The sequence below is a fragment of the Lachnoanaerobaculum sp. OBRC5-5 genome, from assembly GCF_000296385.1.
In the GTDB taxonomy this organism is placed as follows: domain Bacteria; phylum Bacillota; class Clostridia; order Lachnospirales; family Lachnospiraceae; genus Lachnoanaerobaculum.
Window position 1 is genome coordinate 1622230 of the sequence record NZ_JH815185.1, and the last position, 25047, is coordinate 1647276.

Genomic DNA, 25047 nt, shown 5'->3' on the forward strand with positions numbered 1-25047 from the left:
AAAGTGCTCTAAATCTTACAATTTAATTACCGGCTTGTAGTCTTTCTATACGAAAACACTTCAGGCTCCACTCCGATATTATCTCTAATCCACTGTACAGAATATTCAATATCATTTGAGGTATTATAATCAGGTATCTTGGGAATCCTTATATGAATCTTATCCTTTGACACTTTATTTCTAAGCTTCAACAAATTTTCAATCATATTTTTATTGTCTGTTTTTGTATAGCTCTTATAAATATCATTATTTATGTCCTTTATATCAATAATCCATTCATCCATATCATATAATACCGGCTTTATATAATTCCAAGGGACATTAAGTGAAGTTTCTATTCTTTTTGCCCATCTCTGGTCTGCCATAGTACAAACCTTATGAATATACTTTGATTGCAGTAAAGGCTCTCCACCACCAAAGACAACACCTCCTCCACTCATTAAATAATAAATATCATCCTTCTTTAAAACATCTATCAGCTCCTGCACGCTGAAGTCTGCATGAGGAACTGTTCCAAAAACTGTTTTACTTTTATGACAAAAATCATTTATACAATATTTACAGTAGAGAGGACAATCAAAAAATACAACCAATGTAGATATACCTCTTCCATCTGTGCCCATTCTGAGCCTTGAAACAGATAAAATATCTCCGACCATCACTCTACCTCCTCCGGATTAAGAATAGGAATTCTTTGCTTCTCTTTTGGAATCTCTGAAAGCTTCTTGCTTAAATACTCAGCTTCTTCATCACATTTTTCGCATGTTCCTGCACATGCACCCACATATCTGCACTCCTCAGAATAAAATTCTATATCGTTCATCTGAGCTAATTTATATCTGTATTCACGAAGTAAATTGCAAATTTTCTTCCCGTCTATTCTGGCTACCTGTCTATATATTATATCCCTTTTATATTTGTCACTCCTTTGGTATTCAGGAATATCTACCATACCCTCAATTAAATACATATTATCTGTATACTCATCCTTATCTGACAGGTATTCACTACTTTTTAATATAGTTTCTTTCACTGATGCTTTGTTAAGCGGAATATACGATTTTGACACCAGATCAAAGTAAGACTCCTTTTCTAATTTACTTATGCTATCTATTACAATCGGAAAAATCTCCTTAAAGTAATTTTGGACCGCTTCTAAAAGTTCGCCAAAATTCTTATAATCATTTTTCAAATAATCCTGAGTGTCTATATAGCAAATTGATTTTACACCTGATAAATCCGAAAGCATTTCCTTATGAGCTTTCATCCTTGCCTTTCCTTCAATATTCCAAGGTGGACTTGCCCAAAGATGAATATTCATATAATGCTTTCTATTTTTTATAATATGGTATGGATATAAACTGTTCGGATCGCCATCTGTTAAAAATAATATATCATCTTCAGATTGTAACATGTCATAAAGTTCATCTGCCACATCTTCTAAATCATTATAAACTCTACTGCCAACCCCCATACTCATACCAAGGCCAACTGATTTTCTCGGACAGATAAAGCACTCATATTCATCTGTAACCTTACTCCCGTGAAGACAGACCACTAACACTAAATCCTTATAATTTTTTAATATAGGATTTCCATAATGCCATAATATACCGCTGTCTGTTATTACTATTTTCATTTCTTATTTCCCCTGATTTTGAAAAGCACCATAAAATTCATATTCATCCATTTGCTGTAATCCTGATACCTGACCGTCTCCCATTTCCATTATTATAAGATTGCCGTCAGTTTTTCTTGCCAAGTCAATGGTTATAAAGCTGCTTTCTATCTCACTTATTATTGATTCAATCAGGGTATATTCATCTTCGGTTATATTTAATTCTCCACTGTAATTCCAATAATTATCGGCAATCAATATTTCACCCTTGAAAACAAATATTCTGTATTCTTCTGAAATAGGCATACCGCTATCTTTATGATTTCCTATAGATTTCAGACTTTCAAACTTTCGAAGTACAACTCCACCTTCAAGATTACTGCTTTGTCTGTTAATAAAATTATTGATTACTCTCTCAGTATTTTCCTTGTCCCGTATATCTTTTATAAAACAGGCATCATACCACTCATGTTTTCTACTTTTTACATAGTCTTTGATAATGAATGCCCCCTCTAATCCGTCTGTAAGTCTTAATGCATCTTCTATATTCTTTGACTCACTCCAAATACTAAAGGGAGTAGAACTTTCAAAGTCTTTGTACCATCCGGGTAAAAGATGATATTTTGCATACTCTTTTGGAGTATTTATAAGCTGTATTCCTCTTTCAAGCAGCAGATTATAAAAGTTTTCATACATATTTGGTGACATCATCCATCCCCTATATATTGTCAAACCTTTAATATCTTCACCATAAAGCGACAGTTTCCCAACTTCCAAGTCTTCATAACTAAATAATGCACAGGAATGATTCAAGCCTGCCGCTTGATATTCTTCCATATAATCCTCATCCACGCTCTTTTTATTCAACGGGTGACTGCAAAAAATAAAGTTTAAATTTTTAGCTGTCTCTAAATTTTCTTTCCTCATATATACTCCCTAAACAACTCCTGTTTTTATTATCTTTAGTATAAACAAAAAGCTGTACATTAAAAATGCCGGCATTACCATGCCGACATTAAATTCCAATATCTACTTATCAATTTAACAAACTGTCAATCAGGTCTCTTTTTTGTAGTTTAGATTTCCATTTCTCAGGTATATTACCATAGCCATAATAAAGCCCTGCAAGTCCACCTGTTATGGCTGCTACAGTATCAGTATCATCACCCAGATTTACAGCTTTTAAAATAGCCTCCTCATAAGATGATGTATTTATCAAACACCATATTACAGCCTCCAGTGTATACACTACATAACCTGTACTTTTTATCCGGTCTTCAGATATATCTTTAAATTCTGAAAGCGAAATAAGTCTGTTATAATTATCCAGCTCACTCTGAGTATTTTTATTGTAATACTCAAATGCCTTATCTACTCCTTGCTGTAGCCTTTCTGTTAATTCTCCGTCTTTATCTAAAATAGCTTTTACTAAAAAATAATATATCCCACAGGCTATTTTACTTCTTAAATGTGCATGTGTCAGAGCTGAACAATTATGTATAATATCTATCGCTTCATTATCAGACAATTTCACATTTTTTTGCTTTTCAAATATGTACAGACATACAGGTAGAATTCTCATAAGTGAGCCGTTACCGTTATCCCACTCCGTTTCACCTCCGGATTGCAGAGGATCGGCTCCGGTACTGTATTTCATAATAGCTCTTGAAGTTGCAATACCGATATCAAACACATTATCAAAAGGTGTATACTCCCCATTCATACACCAATCTTGGAATCTATCCATTATATCCTTATAATCAATTTTACCCTTATCCCTGATACTTGCAAGGGTTGCAATCGCCATGCTGCTGTCATCCGACCATGTACCCTCAGGCTGATTGTATGTGCCATATCCTCTCATATCTATTACAGGATCAAGTTTTCTATCTTCTCTTGAACTAAACTCCACAGGTACTCCCATTGCATCTGCAACGATCAAACCATACATTCCTGATTTCCAAATATTATCCATTAATTTCCCCTATACTCCCGGTAAAACTTATTAAATATCTTGTATTTCTTATATTAAATTAAAAGTGATATTCATCCTTTACGCCTAATATCTGACTCCATCTTGCTGAAATAAGCTTAGCATAGAAAACACTTGCAAGCCCGTAGCATCCAAGTGAATAGGCATCATTTATCTCTACCAACAATGTTTGCCCGTCTTTTGTAACACATATGTCCAAACTACAGGCCATCGGCCTTTCCTCCCAGCTGATAAATGCCTCCATCATAGAATCCAAAACTTTAAAATCATAATGATATCTATAGCTTTTTCTGCTTCTATCCAATAATAAACCATATGGTCTGACATCAACTATCTCATCATAGATTATAAAACATCTCCATTCCGCACATATATCCAAAGGTTCACTTACAAGTACATCATAATCTTCAGAATAGTTCCCACAGCCGACAAGATCAGATATACTGCTTATTATTTTTCCTGTAAAGGCTTTGCTTCTTACCGGCTTAAAAAAATAACCGGCTGACCATTTTTCTTCACTTCTTGAAATACTGTTTATTGTATCCTTCCAAATTTTTCTTCCAAGAAATTTATTCAGTACTTTTGGATAATCAGGTATGCTTGGTTCAATACCGAATTTTGAGAATATACTGTTGCATTGATCTATATAATCCAGCACAATATCTTCTCTATTTACTCTGTCATAAATTTCATCAATTTTATGATAGGGAATTATCTCCGCTCCCAGCTCTCTAAAACCATACATAGCATTTGCAATATTTACACTGTGAGGAATTTCTATTTTCATTTCATTGTCAAATTTTGTCTTTAAATAAACTTTTCCCATAATCCCACCTTTTTATACTATTTTATATTATATAAACACACAAGATAACCTTCAATATACTTGCAATATAAAAAATGTCCTGAATTCTAAAACAGGACATTAGATACATATATTTTATCTTTGTAATAAACCGCTTATATTAATTAGAATAAAAAGTACAGGCCTTGAAGTCAGTATTAATATCAATACAAGTAAATTAGATATGTGAAAAAGTAATTTATTTACTAATCCGTTTGATGAGCACATTCGTAAGGCAAATCCCTTGCCGATAGGCCAAAAAAGCTTCTCACGCTTTCCATTGAGTGCGTCGATAACCATATGTGAAATAAAACCTATACTAAAATATGGAGCCACATCAGGAAAAATTATGTATACAAAAAAGCCAAGCCCAAGCAATGCCAATATTGAATGCATAAATGATCTGTGTGGCTGTTTCATTCCAAAAATACATATACACAAAAACGCTAATATTCCGGTAATAATTCTTGCAATATTGCTGTCCGCCATCAGTCTGTCATATATACCAACGTGGAAAATGACATCTGCAATTACTATTCCGGTAATAGTTCCAACAGCCAACCCTATAATGTGATCCACCTTATTGTAGGCACCTGATGTACCTACATCTATATCACTGATAATACCTCCAAATCCTGCTACAGCTGTTCCTGCCACGAGCATTGTTATACTCTGTGGCCTGCAGAGTGCAAGCCCTGCCGCCATACCTACAGAAAAATGTGTCTTTCCCAGCATCCTTTACCTTTCTTATACTATCTCCTACCCGCTTCAAGTATTTGTTTTACAAGTAAATCTATCTCACAGTTTTCATCTACAAGATTTTCCTTTTGCCAATCCGAAATATTACTTATAACTTCACAATTCTCTGAACTTAGCGGTAAATGCTTTATCGAATGATTTAAAACTTCCAATAAAATTTCTTTAGGATTTTCTACATTTGAAATACCAAGTACAGGTACCTCATCAAGCATTGCATCCACAATCGACAAAACGCCTTCAAGCTCCTCATAATTAAGTCCATCTTTTTTAAGTATTGCTTCCACATCTGCCTTTTTATAGCAATCCCATCCCGAGTAAGCCGGCATAACATCATTTGATACCGCACCTGTCAAAAGCCAATACTTTATCTCTTCCGTTTCCGGTTCAATATAGTGAACTGCATGTACTTTACCCCATCCGTTTACAGACTTCGCAATATTCATTATTTCAGTATTACCATTTTCCCAGTTTCTCATTATAAAAACCGAATATAATGTAAACTCATCCGACAGACCAAGAGTCCTTACCATACCCTTTACTTCTTCGCTTTGCCCAAACAATTCCTGAATCATCATTCCGGCTTTAACACATTCAATATTTGCAGACTGAGTCATCAAATGTAGGGAGTATATATAAAATTTATCCTCTATTTCATCCTTGCGGGCAAGTATACAATCTTGAAGTTCATCTATGAAATTCACTACTCTTATACGTTCACAAAGCTTTTCAAGCACAGAATCCGCCTGATCATAATCACCTGTATTAGCAAGCGTAATAACTGTATTTATCTCTTCTATGTCTTTTTGTGTAATCTCCGCTGCCCCCATATGATAGACACCTATTCCGTCCTTCGCACCGTCTATATACTTAAGACCTTCTTCATCATTTGGTAACGAAAAATCTTTTCCCAGAGTTATTATATCGTCATCTTTAAATTCAGTTTGCCTCAGGCGATCTGCTATAATTTCAAATATAGGCTTTTTATTCATACTCTCTCCTTCTATTTTTCCATCTCAGCCTTAAAAACCAAAATGACATCCGCATCCGAGCAACAAAACTCAGCACATCCCTCAGGCTGCCCCGGTAAGCTGCCTCCATATCTTAGAATATCTATATATGGAAAGGCACAGTGCATTGCCATAGGACAAATTTTTCCCCTGTCCTCATCATAATCAAATACTTCTCCGACATGATGTCCTCTGTGACACCCCATCTTTCCCCTACGATCTGTAATAGTTATTTTTATTTTTGGACGTTTTCCTCTGTTCATTCAAATCCTCCACGAAATCTACCTGTCCCAATAGAAAAGATTATCAATCACATCTACTATACCGTCCTCATCATTGGACTTTGTAATATAGTCTGCAGCCTGTCTAACTTTCTCCTGAGCATTCGCCATTGCCACACCTATGCTTGCAGCCTGTATCATTGATAAATCATTGAATCCGTCACCACAGCAAACAAGATTCTTTGTGTCCTTGCCTATCTTCTTTGTCATATTTAAAAGAGTATTTGCTTTATCTATGCCTACCTCTGTAACCTCTAAAAAATACGGCTCGGAACGAACAATATTTAACTTTCCTTCCCAAAGCTTTTTCATTTCCTTTTCAACCTTTGCAAGATGCTCACCCGGTGCAGTCATCAAACATTTAATAATAGGAAATGTAATCTGTGGGGCAAGAGGATCAACTTTCACTCTTATAAAGTGATTTATTGTGACCTCCAACATATAATATTGCTCATCTATATCGAGAGCATATGCCTTATCATGATTGTAAGTCATAAGATTTACTCCAAAATGTTTTGCCTGCTCTTCCAAAATAGGCAGATACTCATGTGTAAGCTCCTTCATAAAAAGCTCTTTATCATTTTTACAATCATAGAAATATCCACCGTTATAGGCAAGTATATAGCCGCCTTTCTTTTCAAGTTCAAGTATATTTGCTATCGGACTTACTCCAAATGTAGGTCTGCCCGAGGCAAGTACAACCGTTCCTCCGGCCTTTATAAATTTGTCTATAGCGGCTTTATTATTCTCGGTAATCTCTTTTTTTGAATTTGTCAATGTACCGTCCAGATCCAATGCAAGAACCGCTTCGCTTATCCTTATTTTCTTTTCTTCAAATATATTCATTTTCCATCCTTATAAATGTCTGAATCCTTCTCCTGCCACTTCATTTGAATCCAAAATAATAACAAACGAATTAGGATCCAGCCTTTTTGCAGCCTGTCTTACTGTATGCACTTCCTTTGTTCTGCATGCACACATTACCACATTTCTTTCTTCATCTGTATAGCTTCCCACAGCTTTAAGATATGTTGAGCCGCGGTCGATAAGATCCGATATTTCCTTTGCCATTTCCTTCGGCTTGTCACAAATAATCATAATAAGCTTACCCGCAGTAAGTCCGTCCATAGCCTTATCAAGCACTACAGATACCAGATAAGCTATAATAAGTCCGTAAATCAAACTGTTTACATTTCTTGAAACCAATGCAACACCCAACACAATAATCAAAGAGTCTATAACCAATGCTATCTTTCCAAGTGAAATATGCGGGAAGAAATGATGTATCAAAACCATTATAAAATCAGCACCGCCTGTAGAAGAATCTCTCATAAAGATAAGCGTATATCCTGTTGCCGATATTATTCCGGTACATATAGCAGCCAACATATAATCTCCCTGATAAACAGGAAGTGCTTTTGCAACTATATCAATCATTATGGAAGTTATTATAATCGATTTAACAGACTTTAATAAAAACTTTCTTCCTATTTCTCTATATGAGAGTATTGCAAAAGGTATGTTTAATATTATTGTTCCTATTCCGACAGGAAGTCCTACCAATTGGTAAATAATTAGTGCCAAACCTGTAAATCCTACCATAGGGAATTTGAATGCCGCCGCAAAGCAGTATGTACCTATTCCCATAAAAGCACCTGCTATGATATCCACGATAATATCAATTGTTAATTCTTTTATAAATTCCTTATTCATCCTTTTATAAACCTTTATTCTAAAATAATTCACTCTTGTATTTTACAGAGTCTTCTTCAGTTATCTCTCTAAGCACTCTGCAGGGATTTCCGGCAACGAGTGAATTTGCCGGTATATCCTTTGTAACCACACTTCCGGCAGCTATTACACTGCCCTCTCCTATAGTCACCCCTCCTGTTATTACCACATTAGCCGCAATCCAGCAGTTTGATCCGATATTAATAGGCTTTGCATACTCATCATCATATGCGCTTCCGTCTTCTTTGTATTTTACATTTCTCTCCTGCCATCTAAGCGGATGAACAGGTGTCATAAGACTGCAGTTCGGTCCGAACATTACATTATCACCAATATTTACAGGACATACATCCAATACGGTAAAATTAAAATTGGCATAGCAGTTTTCTCCAAATGTTGTGAAAACTCCATAGTCAAAATAAATCGGTCCTTGTAAATAGACTCCCTTACCTTTATTCGGTATAAGTTCATCAATAACAGTATCTCTCAGACAGTCATCCTCAAATAAAGCATTATACTGTTGTGAAAGTCTATGTGCTTTTGTTCTCAGCCTTACCAATTCTTCATCGGTCGGATCATATATCTTTCCTGCGAGCATCTTCTCTTTTTCGCTCATCTTATCTCCTATATAATTAGATATTATTAATGCCAAAAACATATTATATACTATATTAATAAAAAAAGGCAGTCCCAAAAAGGATTGCCTTAATAAATCTTATATATATCCCTTCCACTTAAGCAAAAGCGACGAATTAATTATTACAAGTATAGAGCCTGCATTATGTACCAATGCTCCTACAATAGGATTTAATACACCTGTTATTGCCAAGAAAATCGCAATGAAATTCAGCCCCATAGAAAATGACATATTTAACTTGATAGTATTCATCATCTTTTTAGATAGTGACAATAAATGTGGAAGCTCCTTAACATCATCATCTACAAGTGCAATATCCGCCGCTTCTATGGCAATATCACTTCCCACACCTCCCATAGCAATACCAACGGTTGCTCTTTTAAGTGCAGGCGCGTCATTTACACCGTCTCCAATCATACATACAAGTTTTTCTTCCTTCTCCCTACTGTCAATAAACTTGAGCTTATCCTCAGGCATACACTCTGAAATATGCTCAGATATCTTTAATGTACTTGCTATATTACCTGCAGCATTTGCATTATCACCTGTAAGTAAAACCGGTGCCACTCCAAGTCCTGACAGTTTTGATATCATTTGAGAACTCTCTTCTCTTAATGTATCTGAAAGTACTATATATCCTGCAAACTTTGAATCTATTCCTATATAAATAACTGTACTTCCCTGATTTGTATACTTACTGAACTCCTCCTCATTTTCAACAGTAATATTGTTGTCATTTAAAAGTCTTATATTTCCGGCAAGAACCGTTTTATTGTCTATTGTGGATGATACTCCCCTACCGACTGTCATCAGAAAATTTTTACATTTTAAAACATCTTTTCCGGTTATTTCTTTATATGAATTTACAATTGCCTTTCCTATAGGGTGTTCAGAAAGTGCCTCACAAGCTGCCGCATATGAAAAAATATCTTCATCGGTAAAATCATTTGATATACTCTTGTATTCCTTAACCATAAGCTTACCTGTTGTAAGTGTACCCGTTTTATCAAAAGCAATAGTATCAACTTTTGAAAGTCTCTCTAAGGCATCGCCCTCTCTTACAAGAAATCCGTGTTTCGTTGCATTTCCTATTGCTGCCATTATAGCTGTAGGTGTTGCAAGTACCAATGCACAGGGACAAAAAACAACAAGAATGGTAACCGCTCTGATTATCTCTCCGGTAAATATCCATGTAAGTACTGCCGCACTGAGTGCTATATTTACAATCCATGTGGCCCATCTGTCAGCAATGCCTACTATCTTTGACTTGCCTGCATCTGCGGATTGCACAAGTCTAGTCATCCTTTGAATAGAACTGTCCTCACCGACTTTAGTAGCCTTCATTTCAAATACTCCGAACTGATTTATTGTTCCGCTTGCAACCTCGTCTCCTACAGTTTTATCTACCGGTAAGGACTCTCCCGTCATTATCGACTGATCTATAGAAGTCTGCCCTGAAGTAATAATTCCGTCAACAGGTATACTTTCACCGGGTAGTACCCTTATAATATCTCCTGTCTTTACACTATCAGATTCTATTATTCTTTCAACACCGTTTTCAATAATCCTTGCAGTTTTGGGTGTCAGTTTTACAAGCTTTTCAATTCCCGCTCTTGCCTTTTCCACAGTTAAATCCTCAAGCAATGCTCCAAACTGCATGATAAAAGCTATTTCTCCGGCTGCAAAAACTTCACTAATACATATGGCTGCAATAAGTGCAAGTGATACCAATACATCCGCCTTTATATCAAATTCTGTAGTCAAACCTATTATAGCTTCAATTATTATAGGAAATCCACAAAGTACGATTGCAATCCATGCAAGATTAAATGGCGACTTTACAAAGGCTGTCAAGCTTAAAAAAAGCGATATACCGGATATTATCAGAAATACTATATCTTTTTTTATCCCACCGATTTCCATCAAATCTTCAATTTTTTTCATAAAACCTTTCATATAAGCCTTCTTTCAGAATATATAAATTATTTAGTATACCTATAGGGGTATATGTTGTCAAGTGTATATTAAAAAGCCAATACCTTAATCAACTAATCTTGATTAAAGTATTGGCTCTATTGAATGCTTATATTTGAATATATTATCCCATATTTGCAAATCTTTCTACTGCTTTTGTGAACTTCTCTATTGTCTTATCTACATCACCATGTTCAATACCGTCTCTAACACAATGTTGTATATGTCCTTCAAGTATCACCTTACCGCAACCATGTAGTGCTGACTTTGCCGCATTTATCTGCGAAAGAACATCCTCACATGGTACATCTTCCTCAATCATCTTATCTATTGCTTGTACCTGTCCTATTATTTTTTTTAATCTTCTATGTAGATTATTTACATCCATGCATTGTTTCATACTTTCTCCATCCATTCTACCAAACTGTTCATGCTCAGTAACTATATAAAAACCTCATATGTTTTATATAATTTTAAGTTGCTTCACTTATAAGACATTATAATGGTTAAAGTTTTTATGTCAATGTAGGTTATATACAACAAGGTATTCCGGAATAATACAAACCTCTCGTCGATTCCATGCCTAAATATCGCCAAAATACTCTGCAAAAGCATTAAAATTATATTTATTTGCGGAATGATCCAATACGGCAAAATGTATTTCTTTAAATAGTTTTTTCAGTGCTATATCTTTATATTTTATATCTTCCAGGGCTTTATAGTATAAGTTTGAAACTGTTTTTGCATCATTACCAAATGCACCGCAGCCCCATGCACCAAGTACCAAATATTTATATCCATAATATGCCGCAACTTTTATAGTTGAAACTATTCTTTTGAAGAATAATTTTTCAAAATCTTCCTGTCCGATGCCAAAAAGTCCATGTGAAACTACAGGTGCGGCACATGTCATCACCGATACAATGGCTGAATCCTCCAATAATTCACCATTCAAGTCCTTTATAATTTCCACTGTAGGATTCATTATCATAGCATCTGAACCCATTAGAGATCCCAGTGTGGAATTATATCTATAGTATTCCTTGGCCGATACATCCTCCAATGCCAAAAGTAATGAGCTTTTACGGCAAAGATCCTCCTCCTGTGCCCTTGCCCCTCTTCTTACTCCACCACCCGGATTCACAGGATTTGCAAAATTAAGCACCAAAACTCTTTCATCAGGCTTCCTCTCTTTGATACTTAATGCAGCTGAAAAAGAATCCTTATTTATACAAAAATACTTAGATTCTTCTTCATTACACTTTTTCTTATTCAAACACTCACAAATATTACTTACCTGATTTGGAAGTAAAACATTGGATACATGTAACTCTTTTTTTGAAAGCTTTATATCTTTTTTCTCTCCCTCCTTTATATAAAAGCCTTCTTCAAAGATCTTTAAAGTGTCATTTAAAATCTCCATTTCGCGTGTTCTCATAATTCCTCCAATAATATGCTTTTCTAATAACCGAATTAAATTTAATATTATAATATCGGCTTATCTCTTTACCATACAATATCATTTCAGGTGTACAATAAAAATGCCTGTCACATACCAAATAAAAATTATTTTTTTATTCCAATAGAGGATTTATCTATATATTATCGTATTACATTTTCAAACTGATGGGCAGAGCCGGAATCGAACCGGCGTTGTTTCTTTTGTAACGGATTTACAGTCCGCCCCCTTCGCCACTCGGGACACCTGCCCTTATATAATTCTTTATTTTATGACATAAGCTCATAATGAAAACTGTGAATCATAAAATAATTCCCCTATCCGGATTTGAACCGGAATCAATCGGTTCGTAGCCGATTATTCTATCCATTGAACTATAGGAGAGTCATGTAAAAGAATAACATGGGAAGATTCTTTTGTCATTCTACCGGTAGTATAAATGCCTGTTTATGATTCCCCACCTATTCTTCTACCATCTCCGCTTTAAATACCAATATAACATCCGCATCCGAACAGCAAAACTCAGCCTGACCTTCAGGCTGCCCCGGGAGACTTCCGCCATATCTTAAAATGTCAATATATGGAAAGGCACAGTGCATTGCCATAGGGCATATTTTCCCTCTATCCTCATCATAGTCAAAAACCTCTCCCACATGATGCCCCCTATGACAGCCCATCTTCCCTCTTCTGTCTGTAATTGTTATTTTAATTTTTGGTCGCTTTCCTCTATTCATAACTTTCTCCGTTCACTAAACTAATATTAAATATCCAAATATAAATACCTCTAATATCCCAATCTGTCATCACCTTATATAATGCTCCAAAAGTATCCTTTGAATGTTTTCAAGATACTATTCCTTTGCATATTCCTTTATTACAGCCAGAAATCTTTCTCCATATTTAGAGTATTTATTTTCTCCCACACCTGAAACATTCAGCATCTCTGACTTTACAGTCGGAAGCTTTACACACATATCAATCAATGTTTTATCATTAAAAATAATATAAGGAGGCATATTCTCCTCTCTTGCAATCGTAAGCCTAAGCTCCTTTAGCTTACCAAACAGCTTAAAGCCCGAGGAAGTAAGAGCTTCCATTCCCTTTACATTCTTCTTGACCTTTACAATTCTCTCATTAACCTTATCCTCATCGGTTATTTTAACCAAAACTTTAGTATAGGGATTTTTAAGATTACCTATATCGCCAAGTTTTAAAACCTGATACTCTCCCGTCAAAATATATCCTTCCAGCAACATCTGTTCAATAAGACGCCTTAACAGATTTTTATTTGATGAATCCAAAACCCCAAAGGATTTATACCTGCTTGCTCCTATCTCTTCAAGCCTTGCAGTCTTTGCACCGAGAACGGTATCCATAATGATATTCTTTCCATATCTTCCCCTTGCTTCATATATGCAATTTATTATTTTTTTAGCCTCATTTGTCATATCAACAGTTTCAAATTGGTGTAGGCAATTCCCGCAATCCTCACATGGCTTTTTGGGAGTTTCTCCAAAATATTTTAAAATATAATTGCGCAGGCATTCCGTTGTATAGCAGTATTTCTCCATTACCAGAAGCCTTTTTATATCTCTTTCCCGAATTGTTTCAATATCTATAGGATCAATATCTCTAAGCTCCTTATGTTCCAGTAAAAATCTGTTGATCATTATATCTTGTGGTGAAAAGAGCAAAATACATTCGGAATCCAAGCCGTCCCTGCCGGCTCTTCCTGCTTCCTGATAATAGTTTTCCATGCTTGACGGCATATTGTAATGAATAACAAATCTTACATTTGATTTATCAATCCCCATACCAAAGGCATTTGTTGCTATTGCAATACTTTTATAGTCAAATACAAAATCTTCCTGCATTTGCTTTCTTTCTTCAATACTCATTCCCGCATGATATTTTGCAACAGATATGCCTCTGTCTTTTAAAATTGTATACAGACTGTCAACATTCTTTCTTGTCGCGCAGTAGATGATTCCACTGTCTTTGCCATGTTTCTCTAATAATCAAATATATACTTATCTTTATTTACAGGCTTTTCCACTTTGAAAAATAAATTCTCCCTGTCAAATCCTGTTACAAGAAAATACGGATTAACAAGCCCTAAAGAGCAAATAATATCTTCACACACATTCTTTGTAGCTGTTGCTGTAAATGCACTTATAATAGGACGCTCACCCAACAGATTTACAAATTTCACTATATCCATATAGCTTGGTCTAAAATCCTGTCCCCATTGCGAAATACAATGTGCCTCATCCACTGTCACCATTGAAATTTTTACAAATTTTGCAAGACTTATAAAGTTCTCACTCATAAGCCTCTCAGGTGCCACATATATAATCTTATACATCCCCTGAGATGCCTTTTTAAATGTAACATTCATTGCCCTTTCAGACAGAGAACTGTTTATAAATGCTGCCGAAACTCCCGCTTCATTTAACGCCTTTACCTGATCCTGCATAAGAGAAATAAGAGGTGAAATGACCAGAGTAATGCCTGAAAGCAACATAGCCGGAACCTGATAGCATAATGACTTACCCGCTCCTGTCGGCATCACAGACAGCGCATCTCTCCCCTCCATAATAGCATTTATTATTTCCTCCTGCCCCGCTCTAAAAGAATCATATCCAAATACCGCTTTTAGAGCTTCTTTGGGAGAATTATATACCGCATCCTCTTTACCTGAATACTCATAAAAATCTATATCATCAAACTGTATACTTTCATCATCATAATTTTCTGCCATCTCAAACAAGCCCTCCCATGATAAATCATCTGAGAATTTATTTTTATTAGAATCATCTTTCATAGTAGTCACCTATTGTTGCATATTATATACGATATACTACATCGCCTATATATTTACCCATATTTTTATTTTAAAATATTAAATTCCGCTCTTATAAAATTATACCCGAACTTAAGACCTGCCAAAAGCAGAGAAGCCCCCAAACCTGCATAGAAAACTGCGATAAAGCGCTTTGGAGCCAATCCGCCATAACGCAAAACAATGCCCAATGTCATCATAAATGCCATTATAACAAAGGATTTTCCATCAAAAAACTTTATAAAAAGATGTTTTTCTTCAGTATAATTGCCGATTCTTTCCGTATGCTTTTTTACCAATTTAGCGAAAATAAAAATCTGAAAAACAACAAAGACAAGTATCGACAATAAATAATTTATTATATTATGATATGGCTTATACTCTATAAATCCTATTCTAAAGATATTAAAGCCTGCCGCAATCCACACAAAGCATGCAAGCAATAGCAAAGTGTTTCTTTTTACATTCATGGTATACCTCCATTAGGCAATTTAACATCATTATAAGTAAAAAAATGTACACTGTCAAAAGATGTACATTTTTCTTTAACCCCGGTATTTGTTTGTAAATAAACTTAAAGTCCACTGTTATTTTATGGCTTTTACTAGTTTATAAGTTCACACAGGATGCCTTTTGGCATTACATATAAAATTCTTCCCTTCGCACTTTCACCTATCTTATCATAAAGCCTTCCTGCACTGTAACTCTCACCGACTACGGTATAAGGGCTGTTTGCCACATAACCTATAGTGCCAAGCCCCGGCAGTTCCACCTTGATTGCCTCCTTATCATATTCATTATCCGTCTCCTTGATAAGTTTAACCTTCATCTTAGGCTTTAAAAAATCTATTTTTATCCTAGCATATAATGTGTCCGATAAAAATGACATCATATTATATGGGCTTATAAGAAGGAAATATATTTTATATGGTTTGGATTTTTTTGCATCTTAAATATGCCAGTTCAAGCATTCCTATATTAAGTATTGCAAAAAATATCAAATACACAGGCATTATCCCGATACCTATATGCTGTTGCAGCACTCCGAATACCATCGGCATAAATGTACTTCCTGTATAGGCAAATGCCATTTGAAGTCCGATAACAGCCGCACTATATCTTTTTCCAAAATTTGTGGGTGCCATATGCTGAATTGCAGGATATACAGGTCCCATACCGGTTCCTATTATCACAAAGCCTATAGCCGCAATAAGATAGTTTTGTGTAGGAATAAATAACATAAAAATCCCGATAAATTCCAAAATAATACCTAATCTGATAAGCTTTTTGTCTCCAAATATATTTGATATAAAACCTGAAATCAATCTTCCAAACATCAAGCCGCCAAATATAAGTGCTCCGAATGCTGCAATCCTTTCATCCGACAGTCCTGACTTGGTGCCTGCAAAATAGCTGGGAGTCCACAAAAAACAGGTTGCCTCACCTGAACAGTAGGCAAAAAAAGCAATCAATGTCAACAATACTCCCGGCACCTTAATACTCTCTCTGATTCCGGCACTATCCTGCCTGTCTTCCTCCGCTTCCGATTCATTTCCCTTCCATAGCGGCAATGAAATTATTACAATTGCCAAAATAGCCGTTTGAACAAAAGCTGTCCATAAATATCCTTCATTCCACTTGGCATATTTAAGTGCAAGCGACATAATGTACGGGCTGATCATTGCCCCTACTCCATAAAAGCAATGTAAAAAATTCATAACGGAGCCTGAGTAATTGCTTGCCACATAATGATTGACAGATGCGTCAATCGCTCCTGCTCCAAGCCCGTAAGGAATCGCAAAAATAAAAAGCATTTCATATCTGTGTGAAATGGAAAAACCGGTTAAACCCAAAATAGTAAGTACTATTGATGATATTACAATCCACTTTGTATGAAATCTCTTAATCATTCTCGGGCTTAAAAGTGCGGATATAATAGTCATAAAGCATATAGTCATTGATATATAACCTGCGTATGAAGACGGTACTCCAAATACCACCTGTATTTTCGGCCATCCTGAGCCTAAAAGCGAATCCGGCAGTCCGAGACTGATAAAAACCAGATATATAACAGCCAGTAGTAAAGAAATCATATTTACCTCATTTCAAATATTCATTTTATATGCTAGTATTATATCGTAAAATAAATCAAAATATGTAGTACTATATCGTTTATTATCGTTATTTTAATAGTACTATATGGTCATTATATAGGAGATAAAATGTCACTTTCGTACTCTGTAGATAAGGTTGATAAAGACGGTAGGGAAATGCTTACCTATGGAACAAAGGATTTTCCGATAGCTTTCTTTGACGATGATTTGGTTAAGGTTGCCGTTCCATGGCATTGGCATGATGAATTTGAAGTGGTAATTATTACTGAGGGCATTGTAAATGTCAAAATATCAAACAGCGAACTTATATTAAAAGCCGGAGAGGGTTATTTTGCCAATGGAGGCATATTGCACTCTGCAAACCTTAAATCTGCGACCGGACATCAGCACTGCCTTATATTTTCGCCGGATCTTTTATGCTCAAAAGATGATATCATTAGAAAAACTTATATAGATCCTATTATAAATAATTGTTCTTTTCCATTTGTAAAATTATCTCCCGAAATCAGCTGGCAGAATAAAATACTGAAGCTTTGTGAAAATGCCTGGCAGCAGGGTGCTTATGAGCATAAAGATTATCCTTTAAATGTTAAAGCCGATCTTGGTCAGGTATTTGCTTTAATAATTGATCATATAGATTTTATATCGGAAGAAAACATTTATACCGGTAATTCAAAAAAAGATGAATCCCGCATCAAAAAAGCTATTGTTTTTATTGAAAATAATTACGATTCATTTATTGGTATTAAAGATATAGCAAAAAGTGCAGATATAAGTGTAAGCACCTGTCTGCGTCTGTTTAAAGATATTTTATGTACAACACCTATACAATACCTCATTAATTACAGAGTTCAAAAAGCTGTTAAAAAAATGAAACTCAATATAAAAAAGCCTATATCCGAAGCCGCCTATGAATGCGGCTTTTCAGATGCTGCATATTTTAATCGCCGTTTTAAAAAGATATACGGATGCACACCCACAGAGTATTTATCCAAAATAAATACTCTGTAATAGTGCTGCCCGACTCCATTATATTGCTTTGATGCATCACCACTGCATCCTGCAACTAAATCCGCCTTCCTCATTTTTTAAAAATTCAATCTTCCATCTATGATATTCCGCCACCTTTTTTACTATCTTCAATCCAAGTCCGTGATTGCCCATACTTTTTTCAAAGGCATAGGACTTTTTATTTATTTTTTGCAAAAACTCCCTGCTTACTCCCTGCCCGTTATCTTTTATTTCTAAAACAGTGTTTTTATTATTTTCATTCAGGTTTATGCTGATGGAGCAGCCCTCTTCATTGTATTTCATAGAGTTATTTATAAGATTTATTATCGCTCTTTCCACAAGCTCCTCATTTATTAAAAAGATTTTTCCCTGTAAACTCTCTTCTATATTCAGATCAAATTCAAACTTTGATTCCATATCTTCATCCAATGTATTTATAATATTGGTTAAGATTTTACGAATAAAAACACTCATTTGAACTCGCTTTTTTATAAATCTTCCTGTTCCAAAATCAAGCTTACTTGAAAGATTTAGATTTTCAACCAGTGATCTTATACGCACTCCCTGTTTATCAATAATTTCGGCTTTGTTTTTTATTCTGTCATCCGAGCTTTCATTTAATATCATTTGTGCATTGCCAAGTATAATAGCAAGTGGTGTTCGTATATCATGTGAAACTCCTGCAATCCACTCCACCCTTTCTTCTTCTCTCCTTCTTTGTTTTGCCTTATATAGCTTTAAAGAGATAAAAATCAATAAAATAATATTAAAAGCAAGTACTAAAGGTGTTATTTTAACAAATAATAAAAGATTATTTACATCATATTCCAATGTATATTTCCATATTTTGCTGTTTAACTTGCCTATTATTAACAGCCCTCCATCATCTACTACATAGGTATGTACCGGATAATCCTCCAGATAATATCTTGAAAACTTTGCCACATCCTGCAAAGTATACTGTCGATTTTTTAGATCATCCGGTAAATTCTCACTCCATACAGTTTTTCCCTCTTTATCAATTATAAAAGCAAATTCATTATTACTATGAAGTTTTACACTTTCTTCCACACTTAATGAGAATTTTCCTTTATCACCGGTCATATTATTCATTATTTCTCCGGCAGATGTTTCATACACATCCTGGCTTTCATGTACTATTATGCTGTAAATTATCAAATCAATAAATAGTATGACTATCGCACAGAGTAATATATTAATTATAAATTGTGCTCTTCTTTCTCCCCTTATTCTCATGCTCTCTCCAATTTATAGCCAAGCCCTCTGACTGTTTTTAAAAATACCGGCTTTGACGGATTTTTCTCTATTTTTTCACGCAGATGTCGCATATGAACTATTAAGGAATTTTCCAGTCCATAGCTTCCGTCCGGCCAAAGTTCCTCGCAAAGTATATCTGTGGTTACTATCCTTCCTCTGTTTCGATATAAAACAGAAAACAGCGTAAGTTCTTTTGCTGTAAGTGTTATATCTTCTCCGTTTTTTCTAACTGTACCTCCATCTAAAGATACCAGGCTTTCTCCCAATATTACTTCCGATATATTTTCATCTATTGTATAACATCTTCTGATTACCGCCCCTATACGAAGCAATAATTCTTTTGGAAGAAAAGGCTTTGTAATATAATCATCCGCTCCAAGTCCCAGACCATGCAGTCTGCTCTCATCCTCATCCCTTGCGGAGAGAAAAATCACAGGCAGTTTGGGAAAGATTCCTTCATTTTTTAATCTCTCATAAAAATCAAATCCGTTTCCGTCACCAAGCATCACATCCAGTAAAATCAAATGTACTTGACTCTTTTTTATTTTTTCATTTGCCTCTTTTAAACTGAATGCCGATTCTACATTGCTGTAACCTTCATTTTTTAAAATATCCGCTACTACTCCTGCAAGCTCTCTTTCGTCATCTATTATAAGGATTTTACAATCTTTCTTTTCCATATTTACTCCTATATTGTTTTCTTCACTTATTATAACTTATATAAGCTCATACAATATATAAAAATGAATTTCTTAATGTAATCATAATGTAGAGATAATCTTAATATAAGCTTTGACCATTATTCTATATACATGCAAAAAACTGCATATGCCGATTTTAGGAATATTAATACTAAAAGTCTGACTGCGACAAAGGCAGACTTTTAAAGTAATCAGAAAGGAATATATATGAACAATACAATACTTGAAATCAAAAATTTATCTAAAAAGAGCGGTAGCAGCTATCGTGTCAAAAACTTATCCATGAGCATACCGAAATCCTGTGTCTACGGATTCCTTGGACCTAATGGAGCCGGTAAAACAACCACTCTGAAAATGATTCTGGGGCTTATAAAAAAGGATGCCGGTGAAATAAAGATGTTCGGTGAAGATGTATCGGCTAAAAATCTTTTGTCTTTACTGCATAAAACAGGCAGCCTTATAGAGAACCCCGGAGGCTACCCACATCTAAGCGGTCTTGAAAATATGCAAATCATTGCAAAATTAAAGGGTGTAAATGAATCGGAAATAGAAAAAGCATTAAAAACAGTTCGTTTATATGAACAAAAGGATAAAAAGCTTGGTGCATATTCACTCGGTATGAAGCAAAGACTTGGTATTGCTATGGCTTTACTTGGGGATCCCAAGTTCCTTATTTTGGATGAGCCAAGTAACGGACTTGATCCTGCAGGCATAATGGAAATCAGAAATCTGATTACCTCTTTACCAAAGGAAAGAGATATAACTGTTCTTATATCAAGCCATCTTCTTAATGAGATAGAACAAATGGCTGACTATGTAGGTATCATTCACCAAGGACAGATGCTATATCAGGGAAAATTATCCGAACTTGAATCAACCGGCGAAAATCTGGAGCAGATTTTCCTGGAACTTACCGGAGAAAGGGAATCACTATGAAGCAAATAGGTTTACATCAGTATCTTTTAATAGAATTTAAGAAAAATAAGTTTATAATTTCAGCTTTACTTTTATTTATCGGAATTATTTTAAACTGTCTTTATGTATTACAAGGCAGACTGCCGCAGGGGCAGGAATGGCAAATGATTTTTGCCTCAATTCCTTTTATCAATACATTATTGATTTCCATTATGATGTCTGTACTTGCCAGCAAATGCATTGATATGGAAAATAAAGGCAACATGTGGAATACTCTGCCCACACTTTATAGCAGAACAAAACTTTATATATCAAAGCTGATGTTCGGTTTCGTGCATATAATTTTATTTTGTATATTGCAGACAATCTTACTGCTTTATTTTTCTATAAAGATTCTGCCCGAAAGTGATTTCCCGCTTTTTTACCTTGTATTTACAATATTATCCGAAATTATATACGGTATGATTATTTTCCAATTGCAATGTCTGCTTTCATTAAGATTTCAGAGTCAGTTTGCAGCACTTTCTATCGCATTTGGAGGAACACTGGCAGGCGTTTTCCTTGCTTTTATAAGCAAGTTTTCACTTACACCATGGTCTGTACTGTTTTCTCTAAGTACCGTATCTATGGATTTTGATTCTGCAACAAGACAAATACTGCTTTCATGGAATAAGATAAACATTCCGGCTGTTCTTGTAGGGTTAATATATTTTTTTGTTACCTTTATAATAGGCTTTAAAGTATTTAATACCCCGGAAACAAGGAACTTTACCTTTATTCATTCAAAGGCTAAAAGCAGGAGTATATATACCATACTGCCTGCCGAACTTATAAAGCTTAAATACAATCCTGTATGGATTCCCTTTATTTTAATTCCTGTTATTTCAGCAAGCATCGGTATTATAAATTTCCTTGGAAACCAGTATGTACTGTCCTTTAACTGGGATGACCTTTGGACTCAAGAATCTTTATTTTTAGGAATGTTTTTCCTGTCTCCTTTGATTGCTATTCTGGCAAGTCTTCTGTTTCGTATGGAGCATCAGGGAAATAACTGGAATATAGTACTTACAGCAAACTCAAGATTTAAAATCTTAAAGGATAAATGGCTTACAACTGCAGCTCTTTCCATGATTTGTATAATATGGATTGCAATAATATATATTATTTCCGGAAAGCTGCTCGGTATCCCCGGTAATATACCTCCGATATTCTTTTTAAGGATTTTTACAAGTTTAATCTGTATTATTGCTATTGCTGGCTTCCAATGTATGTTGTCATTAATAATACGCTCCTTTGCAATACCTGTAGGACTTGCATTCCTTGGAAATATATTTGGACTTTTGCTTAATTTAAAAGGACTTTTTTATGCCACACCGTTTTCAATGCTGATTTATTCCATGGGAAGCACAAATATCAAGGGAGAGCTTAATATACCTCTTACTATATTATCATGTTTATTTTATATCTGTATTACTTTTGGTATAGGTATGTTGTATCTTAATAAAGTGGATATAAAGACGGGAAGGTAAAAGTAGCGGCTAGTAAAACAAATACCGTTAATATGGCAGTCTTACGAAATGCTGTATTAACGGTATACTCTTGTTTTCTCTATTATAATTTTACTACAAATAACATTAAACTTTGCAAGTAAATATCATTTAACTATTAAGTGCATATTGGAATGTCTATGCAATGAGTTCATATCCTTCTCTATAAATCTCCAAGTGTTTTTATAAGTATCTATAACTGCAAAATCCGGATTGGAAATAAATTCAATAAATGCCTCAACTTCCCCCTCATACTCCTCTGCAAAATCATCTGAAAGAGTCTGTTTTTCTTCATCTGTAAAATCTTTCAGTTCATTATATAATACATGCTCGAGATTACAAGAATTAAAGTAAATCCTGTAATTAATATCTTTAACTTTTCCGGTTGAGTATAACTTAGAAAGGATTTCCGACTTATGTTTATTCCTATTCTCTACTTTAGAGACATCATCAGTCTCAATATGATCCTCATAATACTGTATATTTTTTACATTACTTTGCCTTATACAATCTTTTGTAAAGGCACCGTCTGTATCTGTTATATGAATTATACTGACAAAGTCATCCGGACGATATCCATACTTGTTTCTAATTTCTTCTACTTTATCTCCTATTTTAATCAGTACATTATCTTTTGTAGTAGCAAAATCGGATGTAATATCTCCATGAACCACCGCAAATTGAACTTCTTTAGACGAAAAATATTCTTTTAAAATACCTCCAATTGCATTTTCATCGCTAGGGCCTTCAACTATTACCATCACAACCTTTTTTTCTCTCTTCATGCAAAAGTTTCCCCGCTTTTCTGAATGCTCTTGCTATCTTTAAACTGTCAGTTTCTTCATAAATAGGCTCTTCCTGTCCTCCAAGCGTTATGCTCCGAATGTACATACTTCTAAGATTATTTGAATCTTTAACATTCTTCATATGAATATATCTGTTATTAGGATTAACCGTTGAAAACATAATACTTTCTTTATCAAGCATCTCAAGAGCACGAAGATTATGAGATGTAAAAATCAACTGTCCCTTGGCACTCTTTGAAAAAATATCCAATAACTCACCTAAGAGGTATTCAAAGATTCCGGCATCCAACTCATCAATAATCAAACATATTGAAGCATTGCTAAACGCCTGTATAAGGGCATTTAAAATGGAAATGATCTTAATAATACCATCCGATTCCATTCTGATAGGAATAGGTTTCTTATTTCCTCTTACAGACATAAGTTCAACTTTCCATCCCTCTTCACCTGAATCTAAAGCTTGTTTACCATAGTCTTTAATATCTATCCGCATTCCGGGAATTATTGTATAAAGCACTGTGTTGATTTGGTCCACAATCTCTTTAAGGAGTTCTTCGCGTTCACTGTCCAACACAAAAGGCTCCATCAAAGGTACTGCAAAATCTCCCTTCATTCCGATTTTCTTTTTATCAACACGAAAAGACATCGGTAAAAGAACATTGGTTGAAATCATACCTGAGTGTGAATTGTCTATTACAAATAAATCTCCAAGTGCAAATCTAAACAATGCACTCAGTACATCCACATAAATTTTAAATTTGTCTGATACATTATTAAAGAAAATATCTCTGCTGTTTTCGCCAAAGATATATGAGCAATTACTTTTTTCAGCCATTTTTTTTGCTACAATAAGATCTGTTTTAATGTCCTTATTCTTTCCAATCAATTCCTCAAGTCGTTTCTGTGGCTTAAAAATAGTTTCAGTCTCATTTCTCCTATAGTCCATGAAAACATTTTTATTTGTTCTGCTTCCATCCTGATTTATTGCACAATTTATGTATTCTCTATCGATACATATTCCATTATCACCCTTAGAAAAAATTATATAATATCCAACTTCATATAAAATATTTTCCTTAAATATTTTAAACTCGGCATTCACTTCCGCATTTTCTGAATCTGTATCAATATAATCAGCTATTCTTTGGTCTAATTCCTCACCAATCATGATTTGTTGAAGAAATGAAAATGTATCAACAATTGCAGTCTTTCCTGAACCGTTTTGTCCATAAACTCCCAGTATTTCCGCACTTCCACAATCAAAACTTCTATTGTATTCATGTGGCATGATTATTGTACCGCTTTTTACATTCTTAATATTTTTTATTGTTAAAGATGATAATCTAACAATACTCTTCCACATAAAACTACCTCCATATAATTATATAATAACATATTAGGCTAAAATCATCAATATAATTCTATTTAAGGTATTTTTTATACTCTTTTGACTGTTTTCTTTCAATTTTCTTTGATATTAAAATAGATAAACAGTATAATATCAACTATTTCATATTTGACTATATGCAA

The 25047-nt window shown here is 34.6% G+C and carries 25 protein-coding genes, 2 tRNA genes and 1 pseudogene; 3 read left to right on the forward strand and 25 right to left on the reverse strand.

What is annotated here, in order from left to right; genetic code table 11:
• Positions 1–26: 26 nt before the first annotated feature.
• The 21 genes and pseudogenes from HMPREF1135_RS07730 to HMPREF1135_RS07830 form a co-directional block, all read right to left on the reverse strand.
• On the reverse strand, positions 27–659 hold the full coding sequence (locus tag HMPREF1135_RS07730) for a radical SAM protein (protein ID WP_007593853.1): 633 nt from the start codon (positions 657–659) through the stop codon (positions 27–29).
• Entirely contained in the window at positions 659–1639 is a 981-nt protein-coding gene (locus HMPREF1135_RS07735) for a hypothetical protein (protein ID WP_007593854.1), read from the reverse strand. Before HMPREF1135_RS07735 ends, HMPREF1135_RS07730 begins: the two co-directional genes overlap by 1 nt.
• Before the next feature lie 3 nt (positions 1640–1642).
• The gene (locus tag HMPREF1135_RS07740; protein ID WP_007593855.1) at positions 1643–2545 is read right to left on the reverse strand and encodes an ATP-grasp domain-containing protein; all 903 of its coding nucleotides are present in this window, start codon (positions 2543–2545) and stop codon (positions 1643–1645) included.
• Positions 2546–2654: 109 nt separating this feature from the next.
• Positions 2655–3593, reverse strand: coding sequence for an ADP-ribosylglycohydrolase family protein (locus HMPREF1135_RS07745; RefSeq protein WP_007593856.1), 939 nt, complete (start codon positions 3591–3593; stop codon positions 2655–2657).
• Positions 3594–3651: 58 nt separating this feature from the next.
• Entirely contained in the window at positions 3652–4437 is a 786-nt protein-coding gene (locus HMPREF1135_RS07750; RefSeq protein ID WP_007593863.1) for an ATP-grasp domain-containing protein, read from the reverse strand.
• A gap of 114 nt (positions 4438–4551) precedes the next feature.
• Positions 4552–5190 (reverse strand): metal-dependent hydrolase, encoded by a 639-nt coding sequence (locus HMPREF1135_RS07755; protein ID WP_007593865.1) that lies wholly within the window; start codon positions 5188–5190, stop codon positions 4552–4554.
• A gap of 17 nt (positions 5191–5207) precedes the next feature.
• Complete coding sequence (locus HMPREF1135_RS07760; protein ID WP_007593867.1) at positions 5208–6203, reverse strand: hypothetical protein; 996 nt, start codon at positions 6201–6203, stop codon at positions 5208–5210.
• A gap of 11 nt (positions 6204–6214) precedes the next feature.
• Positions 6215–6484 (reverse strand): TIGR04076 family protein, encoded by a 270-nt coding sequence (locus HMPREF1135_RS07765; protein WP_007593869.1) that lies wholly within the window; start codon positions 6482–6484, stop codon positions 6215–6217.
• Between the two features lie 18 nt (positions 6485–6502).
• Complete coding sequence (locus HMPREF1135_RS07770; protein WP_007593870.1) at positions 6503–7348, reverse strand: Cof-type HAD-IIB family hydrolase; 846 nt, start codon at positions 7346–7348, stop codon at positions 6503–6505.
• 9 nt (positions 7349–7357) lie between these two features.
• Positions 7358–8215 carry a YitT family protein gene (locus HMPREF1135_RS07775; RefSeq protein ID WP_007593871.1) on the reverse strand — a complete coding sequence of 286 codons (858 nt, stop codon included), beginning with the start codon at positions 8213–8215 and terminating at the stop codon, positions 7358–7360.
• A gap of 19 nt (positions 8216–8234) precedes the next feature.
• Positions 8235–8849, reverse strand: coding sequence for a sugar O-acetyltransferase (locus HMPREF1135_RS07780; protein ID WP_034243032.1), 615 nt, complete (start codon positions 8847–8849; stop codon positions 8235–8237).
• Positions 8850–8948: 99 nt separating this feature from the next.
• Positions 8949–10826, reverse strand: coding sequence for a heavy metal translocating P-type ATPase (locus tag HMPREF1135_RS07785; RefSeq protein ID WP_007593873.1), 1878 nt, complete (start codon positions 10824–10826; stop codon positions 8949–8951).
• A 142-nt stretch (positions 10827–10968) separates the two neighbouring features.
• On the reverse strand, positions 10969–11244 hold the full coding sequence (locus HMPREF1135_RS07790) for a metal-sensing transcriptional repressor (protein WP_007593879.1): 276 nt from the start codon (positions 11242–11244) through the stop codon (positions 10969–10971).
• Between the two features lie 183 nt (positions 11245–11427).
• Positions 11428–12282, reverse strand: coding sequence for a TIGR02452 family protein (locus tag HMPREF1135_RS07795; protein WP_007593880.1), 855 nt, complete (start codon positions 12280–12282; stop codon positions 11428–11430).
• Positions 12283–12471: 189 nt separating this feature from the next.
• Positions 12472–12555, reverse strand: a tRNA-Tyr gene (locus HMPREF1135_RS07800).
• Between the two features lie 60 nt (positions 12556–12615).
• Positions 12616–12687: transfer RNA gene (locus tag HMPREF1135_RS07805), tRNA-Arg, on the reverse strand.
• 77 nt (positions 12688–12764) lie between these two features.
• A complete protein-coding gene (locus HMPREF1135_RS07810) occupies positions 12765–13037 on the reverse strand; it encodes a TIGR04076 family protein (RefSeq protein ID WP_007593883.1) in 273 nt (90 codons plus the stop codon).
• A 117-nt stretch (positions 13038–13154) separates the two neighbouring features.
• Positions 13155–15022: pseudogene (recQ, locus tag HMPREF1135_RS14455) on the reverse strand (DNA helicase RecQ).
• A 170-nt stretch (positions 15023–15192) separates the two neighbouring features.
• The gene (locus HMPREF1135_RS07820) at positions 15193–15615 is read right to left on the reverse strand and encodes a hypothetical protein (protein ID WP_007593889.1); all 423 of its coding nucleotides are present in this window, start codon (positions 15613–15615) and stop codon (positions 15193–15195) included.
• A 134-nt stretch (positions 15616–15749) separates the two neighbouring features.
• Positions 15750–16037, reverse strand: coding sequence for an HIRAN domain-containing protein (locus tag HMPREF1135_RS07825; protein ID WP_007593891.1), 288 nt, complete (start codon positions 16035–16037; stop codon positions 15750–15752).
• A gap of 31 nt (positions 16038–16068) precedes the next feature.
• Complete coding sequence (locus HMPREF1135_RS07830; RefSeq protein ID WP_007593892.1) at positions 16069–17238, reverse strand: MFS transporter; 1170 nt, start codon at positions 17236–17238, stop codon at positions 16069–16071.
• Between the two features lie 129 nt (positions 17239–17367).
• Between HMPREF1135_RS07830 and HMPREF1135_RS07835 the strand changes: the two genes are divergently transcribed.
• Entirely contained in the window at positions 17368–18270 is a 903-nt protein-coding gene (locus HMPREF1135_RS07835) for a helix-turn-helix domain-containing protein (RefSeq protein WP_007593893.1), read from the forward strand.
• Positions 18271–18306: 36 nt separating this feature from the next.
• On the opposite strand, the gene HMPREF1135_RS07840 is transcribed toward HMPREF1135_RS07835, so the two are convergent.
• Together HMPREF1135_RS07840 and HMPREF1135_RS07845 are read right to left on the reverse strand one after the other, a co-directional pair.
• A complete protein-coding gene (locus HMPREF1135_RS07840; RefSeq protein ID WP_007593894.1) occupies positions 18307–19527 on the reverse strand; it encodes a sensor histidine kinase in 1221 nt (406 codons plus the stop codon).
• Positions 19524–20228: a response regulator transcription factor gene (locus HMPREF1135_RS07845; protein ID WP_007593908.1), complete on the reverse strand. Its 705-nt coding sequence runs from the start codon at positions 20226–20228 to the stop codon at positions 19524–19526. The genes HMPREF1135_RS07840 and HMPREF1135_RS07845 overlap by 4 nt, the downstream gene beginning before the upstream one ends.
• Positions 20229–20456: 228 nt before the next feature.
• Here HMPREF1135_RS07845 and HMPREF1135_RS07850 point away from each other — a divergent pair, with 228 nt between their 5' ends.
• Positions 20457–21185 (forward strand): ABC transporter ATP-binding protein, encoded by a 729-nt coding sequence (locus tag HMPREF1135_RS07850; RefSeq protein WP_007593910.1) that lies wholly within the window; start codon positions 20457–20459, stop codon positions 21183–21185.
• Positions 21182–22693, forward strand: a complete 1512-nt coding sequence (locus HMPREF1135_RS07855) for an ABC transporter permease (RefSeq protein WP_007593912.1) — start codon at positions 21182–21184, stop codon at positions 22691–22693. Before HMPREF1135_RS07850 ends, HMPREF1135_RS07855 begins: the two co-directional genes overlap by 4 nt.
• 125 nt (positions 22694–22818) lie before the next feature.
• Here the strand turns inward: HMPREF1135_RS07855 and HMPREF1135_RS07860 are convergent, their stop codons facing one another.
• Both HMPREF1135_RS07860 and HMPREF1135_RS07865 read right to left on the reverse strand, forming a co-directional pair.
• Positions 22819–23496 carry a hypothetical protein gene (locus HMPREF1135_RS07860; RefSeq protein ID WP_007593914.1) on the reverse strand — a complete coding sequence of 226 codons (678 nt, stop codon included), beginning with the start codon at positions 23494–23496 and terminating at the stop codon, positions 22819–22821.
• Positions 23459–24880: an AAA family ATPase gene (locus tag HMPREF1135_RS07865; protein WP_007593916.1), complete on the reverse strand. Its 1422-nt coding sequence runs from the start codon at positions 24878–24880 to the stop codon at positions 23459–23461. Before HMPREF1135_RS07865 ends, HMPREF1135_RS07860 begins: the two co-directional genes overlap by 38 nt.
• Between the last annotated feature and the right edge of the window lie 167 nt (positions 24881–25047).